The sequence below is a fragment of the Gymnodinialimonas sp. 57CJ19 genome (assembly GCF_038396845.1).
Classification (GTDB): Bacteria; Pseudomonadota; Alphaproteobacteria; order Rhodobacterales; family Rhodobacteraceae; genus Gymnodinialimonas.
The window spans coordinates 2,455,202-2,471,225 of sequence record NZ_CP151587.1; the positions used below are offsets into that span (position 1 = coordinate 2,455,202).

General features: G+C 64.6%; 12 protein-coding genes. 2 read left to right on the plus strand and 10 right to left on the minus strand.

Going from position 1 to position 16,024, the window contains the following annotated elements:
- Positions 1 to 2,574 (minus strand): aminopeptidase N, encoded by a 2,574-nt coding sequence (gene pepN, locus AADW23_RS12040; RefSeq protein WP_341861183.1) that lies wholly within the window; start codon positions 2,572 to 2,574, stop codon positions 1 to 3.
- Between the two features lie 100 nt (positions 2,575 to 2,674).
- Between pepN and AADW23_RS12045 the strand changes: the two genes are divergently transcribed.
- Positions 2,675 to 4,093 carry an FAD-binding domain-containing protein gene (locus AADW23_RS12045; RefSeq protein ID WP_341861184.1) on the plus strand — a complete coding sequence of 473 codons (1,419 nt, stop codon included), beginning with the start codon at positions 2,675 to 2,677 and terminating at the stop codon, positions 4,091 to 4,093.
- A 53-nt stretch (positions 4,094 to 4,146) separates the two neighbouring features.
- On the opposite strand, the gene lexA is transcribed toward AADW23_RS12045, so the two are convergent.
- The 6 genes from lexA to AADW23_RS12075 form a co-directional block, all read right to left on the minus strand.
- Entirely contained in the window at positions 4,147 to 4,833 is a 687-nt protein-coding gene (lexA, locus tag AADW23_RS12050) for a transcriptional repressor LexA (protein ID WP_341861185.1), read from the minus strand.
- Positions 4,834 to 4,968: 135 nt separating this feature from the next.
- Positions 4,969 to 6,165: a gephyrin-like molybdotransferase Glp gene (gene glp, locus AADW23_RS12055; RefSeq protein WP_341861186.1), complete on the minus strand. Its 1,197-nt coding sequence runs from the start codon at positions 6,163 to 6,165 to the stop codon at positions 4,969 to 4,971.
- Positions 6,162 to 6,656 (minus strand): cyclic pyranopterin monophosphate synthase MoaC, encoded by a 495-nt coding sequence (gene moaC, locus AADW23_RS12060; RefSeq protein ID WP_341861187.1) that lies wholly within the window; start codon positions 6,654 to 6,656, stop codon positions 6,162 to 6,164. The genes glp and moaC overlap by 4 nt, the downstream gene beginning before the upstream one ends.
- Positions 6,656 to 7,465 (minus strand): indole-3-glycerol phosphate synthase TrpC, encoded by an 810-nt coding sequence (trpC, locus tag AADW23_RS12065; RefSeq protein ID WP_341861188.1) that lies wholly within the window; start codon positions 7,463 to 7,465, stop codon positions 6,656 to 6,658. The genes moaC and trpC overlap by 1 nt, the downstream gene beginning before the upstream one ends.
- Before the next feature lie 207 nt (positions 7,466 to 7,672).
- Positions 7,673 to 8,704: an anthranilate phosphoribosyltransferase gene (gene trpD, locus AADW23_RS12070; RefSeq protein WP_341861189.1), complete on the minus strand. Its 1,032-nt coding sequence runs from the start codon at positions 8,702 to 8,704 to the stop codon at positions 7,673 to 7,675.
- A complete protein-coding gene (locus AADW23_RS12075; RefSeq protein WP_341861190.1) occupies positions 8,701 to 9,282 on the minus strand; it encodes an aminodeoxychorismate/anthranilate synthase component II in 582 nt (193 codons plus the stop codon). The genes trpD and AADW23_RS12075 overlap by 4 nt, the downstream gene beginning before the upstream one ends.
- Positions 9,283 to 9,471: 189 nt before the next feature.
- On the opposite strand from AADW23_RS12075, the gene AADW23_RS12080 reads away from it, so the two are divergent.
- A complete protein-coding gene (locus AADW23_RS12080) occupies positions 9,472 to 11,109 on the plus strand; it encodes a divergent polysaccharide deacetylase family protein (RefSeq protein ID WP_341861191.1) in 1,638 nt (545 codons plus the stop codon).
- A 218-nt stretch (positions 11,110 to 11,327) separates the two neighbouring features.
- Here the strand turns inward: AADW23_RS12080 and trpE are convergent, their stop codons facing one another.
- The 3 genes from trpE to AADW23_RS12095 all read right to left on the minus strand — a co-directional run bounded on the left by trpE (position 11,328) and on the right by AADW23_RS12095 (position 15,981).
- A complete protein-coding gene (gene trpE / locus AADW23_RS12085; protein WP_341861192.1) occupies positions 11,328 to 12,836 on the minus strand; it encodes an anthranilate synthase component I in 1,509 nt (502 codons plus the stop codon).
- A 10-nt stretch (positions 12,837 to 12,846) separates the two neighbouring features.
- Positions 12,847 to 14,700 carry a SurA N-terminal domain-containing protein gene (locus AADW23_RS12090; RefSeq protein WP_341861193.1) on the minus strand — a complete coding sequence of 618 codons (1,854 nt, stop codon included), beginning with the start codon at positions 14,698 to 14,700 and terminating at the stop codon, positions 12,847 to 12,849.
- Between the two features lie 93 nt (positions 14,701 to 14,793).
- A complete protein-coding gene (locus AADW23_RS12095; RefSeq protein ID WP_341861194.1) occupies positions 14,794 to 15,981 on the minus strand; it encodes an aminotransferase in 1,188 nt (395 codons plus the stop codon).
- Between the last annotated feature and the right edge of the window lie 43 nt (positions 15,982 to 16,024).

Here is a 16,024-nt window from a genome sequence, read left to right on the forward strand (position 1 = left end):
TCAGGCTGCCTGCATGCGCGATACCATCTCGGCCAAGTCGCGGCTGAGCCCCGGAGAAGCGGCCATGCGCGATAGCGCGTTTTGCATTAGCGCCTGGCGGTCCGCGTCGTAGCGGCGCCATGTGTCAAAGGCCGAGGACATGCGGGCCGCGGTTTGCGGGTTCGCGCCGTCCATCCTGATCAGCCATTTCGCCACGAAGTCGTAGCCACGCCCCGAGGGGTCGTGGAAGGCGGCGGGGTTTGCGACCAACCCGCCAATCAACGCGCGGAAGCGGTTGGGGTTCTTCCAGTCAAACAGCGCGTGGTGGCTGAGCGCTCCGGCGGTATCCAAAGCCTCGGCGCTTGGGGCGCTGGCGACCGAGATCATGAACCATTTGTCCAATACCAACCGTTCGTGCTGCCACTGTGCCTCGAACGCGGCGGCGGCGTCGCGGTCGCCGCAGCGGATCAGAATGGCCAGCGCGGCAAGTTGGTCGGTCATATTGGTGGCCGAGGCGAAGGCATCTTGCGCGCGGGCCAGATCAGAGGGGCTGCTCAGAAGCGATAGGGCGGTGTTGCGCAGCGCCCGTTTGCCCGCGCTGGCGGCGTCGGGGGAGAACGGAGCATCGGGGTCCACCGCGTCAATGAACCCTTCCAGCGTGGGCTTTAGCCATGCACCCACGTCACGCATCCTTGCGTCGCGGACCTGAGCGATCAGGGTGGGGTCGGGCACAACGCCCGCGTCCACGGTGGCTTGGGTCAGGTCATCTTCCGACGGGAAGCTGAGCACGAGGGCGATGAACGCGGGATCCAGTGTGGTGTCATTGCAGAAGTCTTGCAGCGCGTTCCAGACCATAGCCCGCGCGTCTTTCTGGCCCGCTTCCCCGTGGCAAATCTCGGCGACGAGTACCTCTTTCAACAGGCTCCGCGCGGCTTCCCACCGATTGAAAGGATCGGTGTCGTGGGCCAGCAGAAGGGCGCGGTCGGCGGCGGTCATCTCCATATCAAGCACCACAGGCGCCGAGAAGCCGCGCAGGATCGAGGGCACGACATGGTCAGGCGCGGTGCCGCCCGACAGCGCGGCCAAGTCAAAAGTCAGATCAAGGGACGGCCCATCAAGGTCGATCAGGGTGGAGCTGAGAATCTCGGTCCCGTCGCCGGCCAAGAGCCCAAGGGAGACCGGGATCTTCGCGGGCTCTTTCATCGGTTGGCCCGGTGTCGGCGGCACCTGCTGCGAAAAGCTCAAGTGCAGGCTGTCGCCGTCGCGCCGCCAAGAGGCGCTGACCTTGGGCGTGCCTGCTTGGGAATACCAACGCTTGAACTGGCTCAGGTCGACGGCGGCGATCTCTTCAAAACAGGCGAGCCAATCCTCGATCGTGCAGGCCTGCCCGTCGTGGCGGTTGAAGTACAGCTCGCACCCGGCACGGTACAGATCCGCCCCCAGATAGGTGCGCAACATGCCGATCACCTCGGCGCCTTTTTCGTAGATGGTGGCGGTGTAGAAGTTGCTGATTTCAATGAATTGCTCGGGGCGCACGTTATGGGCCAGCGGCCCGGCATCCTCGCGGAACTGGCGCGCGCGCAGCTTGATGACATCTTCGATCCGTTTGACGGGGGCCGAGCGGACGTCGCTGGTGAACTGCTGATCGCGGAAAACCGTCAGGCCTTCTTTCAGGCACAGCTGGAACCAATCGCGGCAGGTGATGCGGTTTCCGGTCCAATTGTGGAAATATTCATGGGCCACAACGGATTCGATCCACAGATAATCCTTGTCCGTCGCGGTTTCGGGGGAGGCCAGAATGTAGCTGGAGTTGAAGATGTTCAGCCCCTTGTTCTCCATCGCGCCCATGTTGAAATCATCCACGGCGACGATGTTGAAAACGCTCAGGTCATATTCGCGGCCATATTCCGTCTCGTCCCACCGCATGGAGCGCTTCAGGGCGTCCATCGCATAGGCGCATTTGTCCACGTCACCGGGCCGCACCCAGATGTTGAGGTCCACGGGCGCACCGGAGGCGGTGGTGAAATGGTCCGAGTGGGCCACCAGATCGCCCGCCACCAGCGCAAACAGATAGGCGGGTTTGGGCCAAGGATCGGTCCACTGGCCGGGGGCGGTCTCATTGCCGTTGGACAGCAACACTGGCAGGTCACTGTCGATCTGCACCGTGAAGGGGGCCATGACGTCGGGGCGGTCGGGGTAATAGGTGATCTTGCGAAAACCTTCGGCCTCACATTGGGTGCAATACATGCCGTTGGACATATAGAGCCCCTCAAGGGCGGTGTTGGCCTGGGGGTTGATCTCGACCTCGGCCTCCCACACGAAGGGCGCGTCGGGGACAGGGCAGGACAGGCCCGCGTCGGTAACGACGGGGGCAAAGGGCACGCCGTCGATCGCGGCGCTGATGAGGGTAAGCTGTTCGCCATGCAGGAAAAAACGCGGGTCGGTGGCGTCTTGATCCGGGTTCGGGCGGAAGGCGATCTTGGATTTCACGCGCGTCGCGGTGGGGTGGAGGGTGAAGGACAGCGCGACGCTGTCGATCAGGTAGCCAAAGGGGGTGTAGTCGGCAAGGCGAACGGGCTGCGGGGCGTGGGTCATCTGGGTCCTCCGGGACGTGTTGGGCGGAAGGTAGGACGGGCGGGCGGGGGCTGCAATGGGCTGACTTGTCTAGCCCCGGAAATCTGCTACCTCTGGCCTAATGAAGGCAGTTCTCGTTTTGTTTCAACGCGCTTTGCGTGTCCACGATAACCCTGCGCTTGCCCTAGCGGCAACGCGGGGGGTGCCTGTCGTGCCGGTATTCATCGCCGATCCAGAGGCATGGGCGCAGCCCGACGCCTCGGCCCGGCAATGGCGGTTCGTGGCGGAAAGCCTTGGGGAACTGCGGGCCGAGTTAGGGGCGCTTGGGGCGCCCTTGGTGGTGCGTTGCGGCGATATGTTGTCGGTGCTGGAGGCGCTGTGCACCGAGCATTCGGTGGCCGAGATCATCAGCAACGACGCCCCCACCACCCAGTGGGAAGCCGCCCGCAACGCCCGCGTCGCGGCCTGGGCAGAGGCGGCGGGGGTGGCGTGGACTATTGCGCCAGAGGGGCAAGCGGTGGACGGCCCAGAAGGCTTGCATGGCACCGGGGCCGCACCGGGCGTGATCCCCGAGGCGCGCGACTTGTCCCTGGCGTTTGACCCTTGCCCCGGACGGCAGCGGGGCGGGCGGTCCTCGGCCACCGTATTGTTGCGGGCCTTTGGCGGCGAGGCATCGTCGCGCCTATCGCCGCATTTGGCCTGGGGCGTCGTCTCGGCCCCGGAGGTGGCAGACAGCATCGTGGCCCGTCGCGCCGTGGTGCCCGCCGATGATGCCCTTGCCCGCAGCCAGTTTCGCAAGCTGCAAGCCAATCTGGCGCTGCGTGAGCAGGACCACGCGACCCTGCGCAACAAGCCGATGATGGAGAGCCGCTGCCTGCATTCCGCCTATGAGGACCTGTGGCAACCGCCGCCCCCCAAGGACCGGTTTCGCGCGTGGGAGGCGGGGCAAACCGGCATTCCCTTTGTCGATGCCGCCATGCGCGGGCTGATCGCAACGGGGTGGTTGCCGCACCCGCTGCGCATCATGTTGGTGTCTGTTGCGGCCTATCATCTGTGGCTGGATTGGCGGGTAACGGGGCCGCATTTGGCGCGGCTGTTCACCGACTATGATCCCGGCATCCACTGGCCTCAGATGCAGGCCCATGCGGGCACCACGGGTGTGGGATCAATTCGCGTAGACAACCCGATGAAGCGGGGCCAATTGCTGGACCCCAGCGGCGCATTCACTCGCAAATGGTGCCCCGAGTTGCGCGATGTGCCGGACGCTTACGTGCAAACACCTTGGTTGTGGGACGGCGCAGGCAAGCTGCTTGGCCGTCGCTACCCGGTGCGGATCGTCGATGTGGAAGAGGCCGCCAGTGCCGCCCGCGCCCGCGCCACCGCCCTGCGACGGGGCGAGGGGTTTGAGCGCGAAGCCGCAGAGAACGCGGGCCAGGCGGTGTTCAGTCTGGGGGAGGGGGAAGTGCCACCCACCAAGCCCCCCGCCGCACCACGCCGCGAAACGTCGGAGACCCCGGATCAATTGTCGTTCAACCTTTGACGGCCACGCCGCAGGGGCGGCATTGGCCTATGATTTCATGGCGCAACACGCGCTTAATAGGTGCGGATCAGCCCCACGAGCTTGCCTTGCACCTTCACCTGATCGGATCGGAAAACGCGGGTCTCGTAGGCCGGGTTCGCCGCCTCCAGCGCGATCATGTTGCCCTTGCGACGCAGGCGCTTCAGGGTCGCTTCATGATCTTCCACCAAAGCCACGATGATGTCGCCGTTATCGGCGGTGGAGCCTTCTTCGATCACCACGATATCACCATCGTTGATGCCCGCGTCGATCATGGAATCGCCTTTAACCTCAAGGGCATAGTGATTTCCCCCGGTGCCAAGCATCTGCTCGGGCACCGCCACATGGGAGGCGACCTGGGAAATCGCCTCAATCGGGACACCGGCGGCGATCTGGCCCATCACCGGCAACTCACGGGCGGCCGAGGCTTGCACCGCCATGGCGCCCGCAGGCGGGTCCGTCCGGTCGCCTTCAATCACCCGGGGCGCAAAGCCGCCGTCCTTCATGGCATCGGGCATTTTCACGATCTCGATGGCGCGGGCGCGGTGGGCCAGGCGACGGATAAAGCCGCGTTCTTCCAGCGCCGTAATCAAGCGGTGAATGCCGGACTTGGAGCGCAGATCAAGGGCGTCTTTCATCTCATCAAATGACGGAGGCACCCCATCGCGCTGCATCCTTCTGTTAATAAACTCCAAAAGATCGCGCTGTTTCCGCGTCAGCATACCCGTCTCCCTCGCAATGATGGCGTCGTGCGCCGCTTTTTGCCCCGGACTGACAAACCGAGAACAATGCAGGCACATTCCATGCCCGTTCAGGGTATGTTCTATACATGTTCCGAATGTTCTGTCAACGAATCATCAGAACATCTTGTTCAGCGGCACATATTCCACAATGTCGCCGACACGCGCGCGCGGCGCATCCACCGGGCGCACCAAAAGGCCCGAGGCCCCCGAAAGCACGGTCAGCAAAGAGCTGTCCTGGCTGCCGTAGGGCGTGATCACGGGCAGGTCTTCCCCTGCGCTGACATCGGCACGCATGTAGTGTTCGCGCGGGCCATTGGCGTCCAGATCGACCCCAAGACGCGCCCGCATCCGGGGCCGCGCCCCGGTGGGAAGGCCCATCATCGCGTGCAACATGGGGATCAGAAACAGCTCTCCACAGACCATGGCAGAGACCGGATTTCCCGGCAGCCCCAGCAGAACCGCATCGCCCAAGCGCCCGGCCATCAAGGGTTTTCCGGGCCGCATTGCCACTTTGTAGAAGGCCCGGTCCAAGCCGAGTGCGGCGGCCACATCGCCCACCAGGTCATGATCCCCCACCGAGGCCCCGCCCACGGTCACGATCAGATCGGCCCCTGCGGCCAGATCAAAGACCTGCTCCAGGCTGTCGCGATTATCGCGGGCGATGGGCAGCAAACGCGCCTCCGCGCCTTCGGCCTCGATCCGGGCCTTCAGGCCATAGGTGTTGGAGGCGATAATCTGGTCCGGGCGCGGCTCTTCGCCGGGCGTGACCAACTCGTCCCCCGTCGCGATCAGGGCAACTGAGGGTTTGCGCGACACCGTCAGCAAAGGCACGTTCATCGCGGCGGCCAATGCCACATCCGCCGGAGACAGGCGGCGCGGGGCTTGCATCGTATCGCCCGCCACGAAATCCGCGCCTGAGGGCCGCACGTTATGGCCCGAGCCCAGATCACGCCCCAGCGTGATGCGGTCACCGTCGCGGGTCACGTCCTCCTGGATCACCACACGGTCGGTGCCATCGGGCAGGGGGGCCCCGGTGAAAATCCGCAGCGCCTCTCCGGGGCCGATGGTGCCGTGCCAATAATGGCCCGCGGGGGCTTCGCCCACCACCTTCAGACGCCGACCGGGAATAGCCTCCATATCGCGGACGGCATAACCATCCATCGCCGAGGCACTGAAAGGCGGCTGGTCGCGCGTCGCGGTCACAGGCGCCGCCAAAACGCGCCCCCCCGCTGCGGTCAACGGCACGGTTTCCGTGCCAACCGGGGCGGCCAGCCCAAGACAAGCCGCCAGCGCGTCCTCGACAGAGATCATGGGGTTGGCTCCGCGTTGGCCGCCTCAAACCGCCCCGACTTGCCGCCATCCTTCAGGACAACCCGTAAGCCCCCGACTTCCATCGTCTTTTCCGCAGCCTTCAGCATATCATAGACCGTCAGCGCCGCCGTAGAGGCCGCCGTCAGCGCCTCCATCTCCACCCCCGTCTGGCCCGAGGTTTTCACCGTCGCTTCGATCCTTACCCCCGGCAGATCCGCGTCGACGCGCAAGTCCACGGCCACCTTGGTGATGGGCAAGGGATGACACAGCGGGATCAGATCGGCACAACGTTTGGCCCCCATGATCCCCGCAAGCCTTGCCACCCCCAGCACATCGCCCTTCTTGGCGGTACCTTGAGCGACCAGCTCCAGGGTCTCAGGCCGCATCGTCACATAGGCTTCGGCCACGGCAATCCGGTCCGTCACAGCCTTGCCCGAGACATCGACCATATGGGCGCGTCCCTCTCCATCGAAATGGGTCAGCTCCGCCATCAGTGGCTGCCCTTGGCGACGGGATCAACCAGAAGCGCCCTTGTCGCCGCTTCCACATCCTCTTGCCGCATCAAGCTTTCGCCGATCAGGAAACTACGCGCACCATGGCCCGCCATATCGGCCAGATCAGCCGGCGAGAACAGCCCCGATTCCGAGATCACCATCCGCTCCTCAGGCACCCGCGCCGAAAGGCTTCGCGTGGTCTCGAGCGATGTCTCGAACGTATTCAGATTGCGGTTATTGATCCCCAATAACGGCGATTTCAACGCCATCGCCCGGTCCAATTCGTCGCCGTCATGAACCTCGATCAACGCATCCATCCCCCAGTGGCGTGCCGCATCCTCAAGCTCCGCCGCCTGCATGTCGCTGACCGACGCCATGATGATCAAAATGCAATCGGCGCCCCAGGCCCTCGCCTCGGCCACCTGGTACGTGTCGTAGAGGAAGTCCTTGCGCAAACAGGGCAGCGTGACCGCCGCCCGGGCCGCCACCAAAAACTCAGGCGCCCCCTGGAACGAGGGCGTATCCGTCAGCACACTCAAACAACTCGCCCCGCCCGCCTCATAGGCACGGGCCAAAGCGGGCGGATTGAAATCCTCCCTGATCAACCCCTTGGATGGGCTGGCCTTCTTGATCTCTGCGATCAAGCCATATCCAGCGTCCTGTGCCGCCCATAGGGCATCGGCAAACCCCCTTACCCGGGGGGCGGCCTTCGCGGCCTCCTCCACCTCGGAACGGGGACGGGCGGCCTTGGCGGCGGCGACTTCTTCAAGCTTGTAGGCTTTGATCTTATCAAGAATGGTGCTCATCTCTTCCCCATACGCCATCGCTCGTCCCCCGCCAAGTCACCGGGTCACCAGCGGCAGCTTCGCTCCTTCATCTTGGCCAATACACCTCCGGGGAGAGCGCCTTTTTCCCCGAAAAGGGCGCTCAGGGGCAGAGCCCCTCGCGCCCTTGGCGCCAAGAATATCCTGCCGTAGGCGCAATCTGAAAAGGGCGCAGACGCTCCCTTTCCCTTAACCTGCGGATGTTACCCTTGCCACGGCTTCCACCGCGCGCTTGGCGGCGCCGCTGTCGATGGCCTCTCGGGCAATCTCCACCCCGTCGCGCAGTTCTGTCACCCGGCCCGCCACAATCAGCGCGGCGGCGGCGTTCATCAGCACCGCGTCGCGGTAGGCGCCCGGGGCGCCGTCCAGCAGGTCGCGGAAGGCTTGGGCGTTCTCATCGGGGGTGCCGCCCAGGATGTCACGGAACGGGTGCACCGGCAGGCCCGCGTCCTCGGGGTGCACAACGCGCGAGCGCAACACGCCGTCCTTCAATTCCACCACATCGGTCTTGCCCGAGATCGAGATCTCGTCCGTCCCGTCCGAGCCATGGACCAACCAGGCCGCCTCGGACCCCAATTCCTTCAACGTCTCGGCCATCGGGTAAATCAGGTCGATCGCGAAAGCCCCGGTCAACTGGCGCTTCACGCCTGCGGGGTTGGTCAAGGGGCCAAGGATGTTGAAAATCGTCTTGCACCCAAGTTCTTGCCGGATCGGCATGACGTGTTTGACCGCCGGGTGATGCATCGGGGCCATCATGAAGCCGATGCCCGCCTCCTTCAGCGACGCCTCTACCACATCGGCGCCGACCATCACCTCGATCCCCATCTGGGTCAGCACATCGGCGGCCCCCGACTTGGACGAAAGGTTGCGGTTGCCGTGCTTGGCCACGGGCACGCCCGCGCCCGCCACCACAAAGGCCGTCGCGGTGGAGATATTCAGCGTCCCCATGCCGTCGCCGCCGGTGCCCACGATATCCATCGCCCCCTCGGGCGCAGTCACGGGCACACATTTTTCGCGCATCACTTGCGCGGCGGCGGCATATTCGGCCACTGATTCGCCCCGCGCGCGCATCGCCATGATCAAACCGCCCACCTGCGCCGGTGTGGCTGTGCCGTCGAACAGGTGGCGGAACGCCTCTTCCGCTTGGGCACGGGACAGGGGCCCTTCAGAGGCCGCAAAGATGATCGGCTTCATGGACTCGGATGCGGATACGTCGGTCATGCGGGTTCTTTCGTGATTTTCAGGAAATTCTCTAGCATAGCGTGGCCGTGCTCGGACCGGATGCTTTCGGGGTGGAACTGAACGCCCTCGATCGGCAGTTCCTTGTGACGCAGGCCCATGATCGTGCCGTCGTCCAATTCTGCGGTGATTTCAAGGTCATCGGGCAGGGTGGCGCGGTCCACCACAAGGCTGTGGTAACGGGTCGCGTTCAGGGGCGAGGGGAGCCCGTGGAACACGCCTTTATCGGTATGGTTCATCGCCCCCAGCTTGCCGTGCACGATCTCGGCGTGCTGCACGATCTTGCCGCCAAAAGCTTCTCCAATCGTCTGGTGGCCCAGACACACGCCCAACAGGGGCATTCCAGCCCCCGCCGCTGCCTTTGTCAAAGCCAGACAAATGCCCGCATCCGTCGGATAGCCGGGACCGGGGCTGAGCACGATCCCGCTGGCGCCCGACGCCATCGCGTCCTGCACGGTGATCTTGTCATTGCGCACCACGCGCACATCGGCCCCCAGCTCGCCCAGATAATGCACAAGGTTATAGGTAAAGCTGTCGTAGTTATCGATCAGGAGAAGCATCCCGGTATTCCTTGAAAGGGGGCCGCAAAAAAAGGTTAAAGGCGGCGCGCGCCCACGCTATACATGTTTCAAAGCGAGGGGCAGGGTCAAGCGGACGGCTGCATTGCGACAAATAAGAGCGCGCAGAGACGCAATCTCTGCCGACATAGGCACGGGCGCGGTCCGGGCGGAGCAGACAGGAGCGGGACCATGGGCGGTCTGAGTATCGGTGTATTTTGGGGAACTGTGGTGTCGGCGGTGGGCCTTGCGGCCTTGTCGCTAAGCTCTCCCTTGCCGCCACGGGGCGACGATACGGGGCAGGCGGGCGCGGCTGACGCGCCTGTGGTTCTGGTGGAAGAGACTGCGGTTGAACCGCAGCCTGAGGAGGCTGAGGCCGTAGCGCCGACGGCCGAGCCCGAAGAGGCCCCCGAGCCCGTTGCCGAAGAAGCGCCGGAAGCGATGCCCGAAGCAGCGCTTGAGGCCGCGCCCGAAGCAGCGCCCGAAGTGGCACCTGAGGCCGCGCCAGAAGCGGCGCCAGAGACGACGCCGACCCAGGATAGCGCCCCGGCCACGGAGGTCCCACTTCCGTCAGGGTCCGAGTTCAACCGCCCCCCACCAGAACCGGAAGCTGCCCTGCCTGCGCCCGACGCGGCGCCGGCTTCCGCTGCGCCGCAAGCGCCTGCATTGGTAACCGACGGGGCCGCCCCAAGCCTTGATACCGCGCCCGCCGCGCCCCCTGCCGTGGATGCCGTGGCGCCGGCCGCCATCGCTGCCGAGCCAATGAATACCGGGGCACCTGCCAGCCCCGCCTCCGCCCCCGCGCCCTCGGTAGCGAACGGTCCCGCCCCATTGACCGAGCCTGCGGCCAGCGAAACGCCCCAAGTGCGCACGACGCTGCTGCCGCAAGTGGCAAACGCCGAGCCGGAAGCAGACGTCGAACCGGAAGCTCTGACGCGGCCAACCCTGCCCACGGTCGGCGACGCGGCGCTGACCGCGCCGGCCGAGCCTGCGCAACCCGAAGAAGAAGCCCCGCAAGAGGCTGCCGCATCGACGCTGCCGTCGGTGACGGGGGCCAGTGGCTTGCCAACGGTCGCCCCGTTGATTGCGCCCTTGGAGCCGGAAGTTGAGGCGGAAGCGGAAACTGAAGCGGAAGAAGTGATTGAGGATTTGCCCGCGATCCAAGCTTTCGCCATGCCGTTTGATGGGGCCGAAACGAGGCCCCTCATGGCGGTGGTCTTGATTGATGAGCCCGGTAGCGGGATCGATCTGGAGACGCTGACACGGTTCAGTTTCCCCGTAGCCTTCGCAATTGATCCGCTGCACCCCGAAGCGGAGGCTCGGGCGGCGGCGTATCGCGCGGCGGGGTTCGAGGTTGTCGTTCTGGGCTCGATGATCGCGGAAGGGGCCACGGCGGTGGATACCGAAGTAGCCTTGGCCGCAGCCTTGCAGACCTTGCCCGAGGCGGTTGCCGTGATCGACACCCCCGAGAGCCGCATTCAAGGGGATCGCCCGGTATTGGATGCCACGGTCGGAGCCTTGGCGGAGAGCGGCCACGGGTTGCTGGCGTTCCCTCGCGGATTGAACGCGGCGGAGCAGACGGCGTCACGGGCGGGTGTACCGGGCGCGACGGTGTTCCGCTTCCTTGACGGAGAGGATCAACGCGCCACGGTGATCACCCGTTTCCTGTCGCGCGCGGCCTTTGCGGCGGCGCAAGAGGGGACAGTGATCGTGGTCGGACGCACGCGCCCCGATACGGTGACGGCACTGTTTTCCTGGGCCTTGGGCGGGCGCACGGAGGCGGTTGCTTTGGCGCCGCTGTCGGCCACGATGCTGCGGGCGGCGGAGTAAGGTCCAGCCGTGGGCGTCTTTCATTTGGCGCGATAGGCTTGCCTTCGGCAAGAGACGCGCCTGCGGCGCGGGGTGCCGGTGGCGCCTTCGGCGATTATTTTGATTGAAGAGGGGGGGGCTTTGCCCCCGTCTGAGGCCGAAGCCTCAGCCTCCCCCACGCTCCCGCGGGGGGATATTTTTAGAACGAGGAAATTTGGAGAGGTGTGCAGACGGGGGCGTCAGGAATTGCCACGGGTGAAGAGGCTGGCATCTTCGGCGGCTTTGCGGATGGCGCGGGATTTGTTCACGGTTTCCACGAATTCGGCCTCGGGATCACTGTCGTAGACGACGCCGCCGCCCGCCTGAATGTAGAGCTTTTCATCCTTGATGACGGCGGTGCGCAGCGCGATGCACATATCCATGTCGCCGCCCGCGGAGAAGTAGCCAACGCCGCCGCCGTAGACGCCGCGCTTTTCGGGCTCCAGCTCATCAATGATTTCCATGGCGCGGACTTTCGGCGCGCCGGAGACGGTGCCTGCGGGCATCCCGGCCATGAAAGCGGACAGGGCGTCCTGATCCTCGGCCAGTTCGCCCACCACGTTGGAGACAATATGCATGACGTGGCTGTAGCGTTCGACGATGAATTCCTCGGTCGGGCGCACGGTGCCGATTTTGGAGACCTTGCCGGTGTCGTTGCGGCCCAGATCGAGCAGCATCAGATGCTCGGCCAGTTCCTTCTGGTCGGCCATCAAGTCGGCCTCCAGGGCGCGGTCTTCTTCCGGGGTTGCGCCACGGGGGCGGGTGCCGGCGATGGGGCGGATTGTGACCTCATCCTCGAACACGCGCACGAGGATTTCGGGGCTGGCGCCCACGACCTGAAACTCACCGAAGTTGAAGTAGAACATGAACGGAGAGGGGTTGGTGCGGCGCAGGGCGCGGTAGAGCGCGAAGGGGGCTGTGGGGAAATCCACGCTCCAGCGTTGGGAGGGGACGACCTGGAAAATGTCGCCCTTGCGGATGTAGTCCTTGGCGGTTTCCACGGCCTTGAGGTAGCCGTCGTGGGTAAAGTTCGAGACCGGCTCCCCCAGGGGTTGCGCGTCGCCCATTTCACGGGCCGCGACAGAGGGCGCGCGTTCCAGATCGCGCAGGGCATCAGACACACGTTCTGCCGCTTGGGCGTAGGCGGCACGGGCCGACAAGCCGGAGGATTGCCAGGCGGGCGACACGATGGTGACCTCGCCCTTCACGCCGTCGAGAACGGCGATGACCGAGGGGCGGATCAGGACCGCGTCGGGCAGGCCCAGTGGATCGGGGTTCACGTCGGGCAGGTGTTCCACCAGCCGGATCATGTCGTAGCCGAGGTAGCCAAACAGGCCGGCGGCAGCGGCGGGCAGAGCCTCGGGCATGTCGATGGCGGATTCCGCAAGCAGGGCGCGGATCGCGTCCAGAGGGGTCTCGGCGCAGGGTTCAAACGTGTCGCGATCATAGCGGGCAGCGCGGTTGATGCGCGCCTTTTCGCCGTGGCATTCCCAGACCAGATCGGGCTTCATGCCGATGATGGAGTAGCGGCCCCGGACCTCTCCGCCGGTAACCGACTCTAGAATAAACGCATCGCGCCCGGCGTCCGTCAGCTTGAGCATGACCGACACGGGCGTATCCAGATCAGCGGCCAGACGGGCGTGGACCAGTTGGTTTTCGCCCCGCTCCCACGCGGCGCGGAAATCCTCGAACTCGGAGAGTTGCGCCATCGGGACCGCCTTAAGGGAAGGAGGCGTGGACCGAGTTGATCACGCCCTGATTGGTAGAGATGCCCGCATCGGCCTGAAGGGCCTGTCCATAGGCCTCGAAAATATCGGTGGCCATGGATTGGGCGATGGTCTGGTTCATGATCGTCAGCAGGATGGAGGTATCGGGCGCGTCGCGCACGCCGGAGTTGATCGCCTCGAGCCGCACGATATGGGCGGCTTCGGCGCCGGGGATCATGACCACGTCACCGGGCGCGTCCAGTTGGAACACCTGAGCCACGGTGGTGGCGGGCAGGTCGGGCAGCAGGTCCTGGCGGCGGATCAGGCGTTCTTCCGCCGTATCGCCGAGGTCTTCCAGTGCCGCCCCTTGGGCCAGTTGCGCCACCAGCTGCGAGGCGCGGTCAGCCACGGCTTCGCGCAGTGCGGTGGCCTGCCAGGCATTGGCGACGTCTTGTTCGATCTCGGCCAGGGGGGGAAGGGACGGAGGCACGATTTCATCCAGACGCAGGGCGAATAGGCCGCCATCGCTGAGGTCCAGAAGCTCTGGGAAATCGCTTTCCTCCACCGCCGCAGCCGCGTCACGGAAGTTGTCGTAGGCGGCGATGCCGTCCTCGGAGGCGATGGTGTAATCCAGCGTGCCCAGGGTCATCTGCGTGTCCGCGCCCAGTTCCTCCAAGGTGGCACCGGAGGCCAGCAGATCGTCGATATCTTCGCGCATATCGTCGATAATGCGGCGGGCACCTTCCTGGGCCAGCTCTGCGCTCAGGTCATCGCGGGCGTCTTCAAACGGCACTTCCGAGGCTTCAAGCACGGCGTTCACCCGGAAGATCGCGGGGCCCAAAGCGGTGGGCACGGGGCCCAAAAGCTCTGCCTCATCGTCGCCGAAGATGATCGCGGCGGCGGCGTCGCTCAGATCTTCTGGGGCGATTTCGCCCAGATCCACATCTTCCAGCGTCAAATCCCGGTCGGCGACCAAGGTGTCGAAGTCGGTTTCCTCGGCGGTAATAGCATCCAGCGCCTCTTGCACCGCTTCGTCCGAGCTGAAGACCAGCCGTTCCAGCAGGCGACGCTCGGGCTGGACGTATTCATCAATGCGGTCGTTGTAGAGCGCCAGAAGCGCCTCTTCGTCGATCTCCACGTCATCCATGATGTCCGAGGGGATGATCCACGCATAGGTGATCCGGCGGGCTTCGGGGCGGGTGAACCGCTCGGGGAATTGCTCATAATAGGCGGCCAGTTGCGCGTCGGTGGGATCGGCGATCGGCTCGGGCAGGTCACCTTCGGTCACGGCGAGGCGGATGAAATCGCGGGTCTCGGCCTGGTAGGCGGTGATCGTTTCGGCGAAGAGCTCGGGCGGGGTCAGCCCGCCAATGACGGCCGTTTGCAGCAGCGCGCGGGCGACATCCTCGCGGGTGTCTTCCTCAAACTCTCGGGGGTTAGAGCCTTGTTGTTGCAGAACAAACTCATAGGAGTTGCGGTCGAATTCGCCCGACGTGTTCTGAAACGCCTGCACCTGTGCGATTTGGCTGGCCACTTCGCCATCCCCCACCGAGATGCCCATCTCGGCCGCTTCATGGTTCAGGGCCGCGCGGGCGGTCAGCCCGGCCAAGACCTGCTCATCAATGCCGCGCGCGCGGATCTGTGCGAAGGACACAGCCTGCCCGGTTTGCGCGGATTGGGCGTTGATCTCATTGTTGAGGGCGCGGAAGTAATCCTCTGCGGTGATCTCGGCGTTGCCGACAGACCCCACCCGTGAGGCCCCGCCGCTGAACGAGCCGATGCCGAAACCCGCAAGGGCAACAAACAACAGGCCCATAAGGATCCAGACGAACAGGTTCGAGACTTTTTTCGCAGCAGAGGTCGCCATGTGGATCAGGCCCTTTCAGTGGCAGTGTGTTACGCAAACGGATACGCATTTGGCCCAATGGGGGCAAGGGTGTGCTGGCCGCTGGGGGGGCAATCAGGCGCTCAATGGGGCCAGGCGGGTCACAAGATCGCCAAGTCCGGCACGATCGGCATTGGCAAAGGCGATGCGCAGGGTGGCTTCGGCCTGTCCCGCGCCGCCCTGTTCGCGGCTGGGGCCAAACATGGTGCCGGGCAGAACCAACAGGCTCGCCTCGTCCACCAAACGCTTGGCGACGACGTCTGAGGGCGCGTCGAACGGATGGCGCACATAGGCAAAATACGCGCCCGACCCCAACAGCTGCCAATCGGGCAGTTGCGCAAACCCCTGTCGCACCGCATCGCGCCGCGCGAGAATTTCCAGCCGCTCTCCGGCAAGCCAATCGCCCAGGTTCTGCATCCCCCAAAGTGCGCCGATCTGGCCAATCTGCGGCGGGCAAATCGCGACCGTGTCCAGAAATTTCTCAACCTCAGCCAGGCGCTGGGGCGAGGCCATGATCGCCCCCACCCGGTGCCCGGTCAGGCGATAGGCCTTGGAGAAGGAATAAAGGTGAATGAAGGTGTCGTCCCAGTCAGAATCCGCAAAAAGCCCGTGCGGCGCTGCTTCCGAGGAATGGAAGTCGCGGTAGGTCTCATCCACAATCAACGCCAAGCCATGGGCCCGCGCCAAATCCCGGAACGCAGCCAATAGGGCAGGGGGATATTCCACGCCCGCCGGGTTGTTCGGGCTCACCAAAACGATCGCCTTGGTCCGATCTGTAATCAAACCCGCCGCTGCTTCAGGGTCCGGCAACAAATCATCGCCCGTGGGCAAATACCTTGCCTTCACACCCTGCATATCCAACCACATCTGATGGTTGAAATAGAACGGCAGCGGGATAATCACCTCATCGCCCGCCTGTGCAATCGTGGACATGATCGAGGTGAACGCCTGATTGCACCCGGAGGTAATCGCCACCTGTGCGGGCGCAATTTCTCCCCCATAAGCCTGCGACCACTGCGTCGCCAATTCCGCGCGCAGCACATCATTGCCCAAAACCGGCCCATAAAGATGTGCCAGGGGGTCGCTCAAGATTGCCTCGGCCATGGCCGCCACCAACCCCTCGGGGGGCGGATCAACGGGGGCCGCCTGGCTGAGGTTCATCAAAGGCCGCGCGTCCGAGAACACCTTGCCCTCAATCCAGCGCCTTGCCTCCATGACCGGAGGCGCGAAGGTCGCTTTCATATTCGGATTCAAAGGCGTCATCTCGCGCTCCCCTCAAAGGAAACGCGCCGCGCTCCCTTCTTCA

Coding starts and splice junctions, on each gene's coding strand:
- trpC (WP_341861188.1), bottom strand. CDS start 7,465: ATGAGCACCATTCTTGATAAGATCAAAGCCTACAAGCTTGAAGAAGTC.
- pepN (WP_341861183.1), bottom strand. CDS start 2,574: ATGACCCACGCCCCGCAGCCCGTTCGCCTTGCCGACTACACCCCCTTT.
- trpD (WP_341861189.1), bottom strand. CDS start 8,704: ATGACCGACGTATCCGCATCCGAGTCCATGAAGCCGATCATCTTTGCG.
- lexA (WP_341861185.1), bottom strand. CDS start 4,833: ATGCTGACGCGGAAACAGCGCGATCTTTTGGAGTTTATTAACAGAAGG.
- AADW23_RS12075 (WP_341861190.1), bottom strand. CDS start 9,282: ATGCTTCTCCTGATCGATAACTACGACAGCTTTACCTATAACCTTGTG.
- AADW23_RS12095 (WP_341861194.1), bottom strand. CDS start 15,981: ATGACGCCTTTGAATCCGAATATGAAAGCGACCTTCGCGCCTCCGGTC.
- AADW23_RS12090 (WP_341861193.1), bottom strand. CDS start 14,700: ATGGCGACCTCTGCTGCGAAAAAAGTCTCGAACCTGTTCGTCTGGATC.
- AADW23_RS12045 (WP_341861184.1), top strand. CDS start 2,675: ATGAAGGCAGTTCTCGTTTTGTTTCAACGCGCTTTGCGTGTCCACGAT.
- AADW23_RS12080 (WP_341861191.1), top strand. CDS start 9,472: ATGGGCGGTCTGAGTATCGGTGTATTTTGGGGAACTGTGGTGTCGGCG.
- moaC (WP_341861187.1), bottom strand. CDS start 6,656: ATGGCGGAGCTGACCCATTTCGATGGAGAGGGACGCGCCCATATGGTC.
- trpE (WP_341861192.1), bottom strand. CDS start 12,836: ATGGCGCAACTCTCCGAGTTCGAGGATTTCCGCGCCGCGTGGGAGCGG.
- glp (WP_341861186.1), bottom strand. CDS start 6,165: ATGATCTCTGTCGAGGACGCGCTGGCGGCTTGTCTTGGGCTGGCCGCC.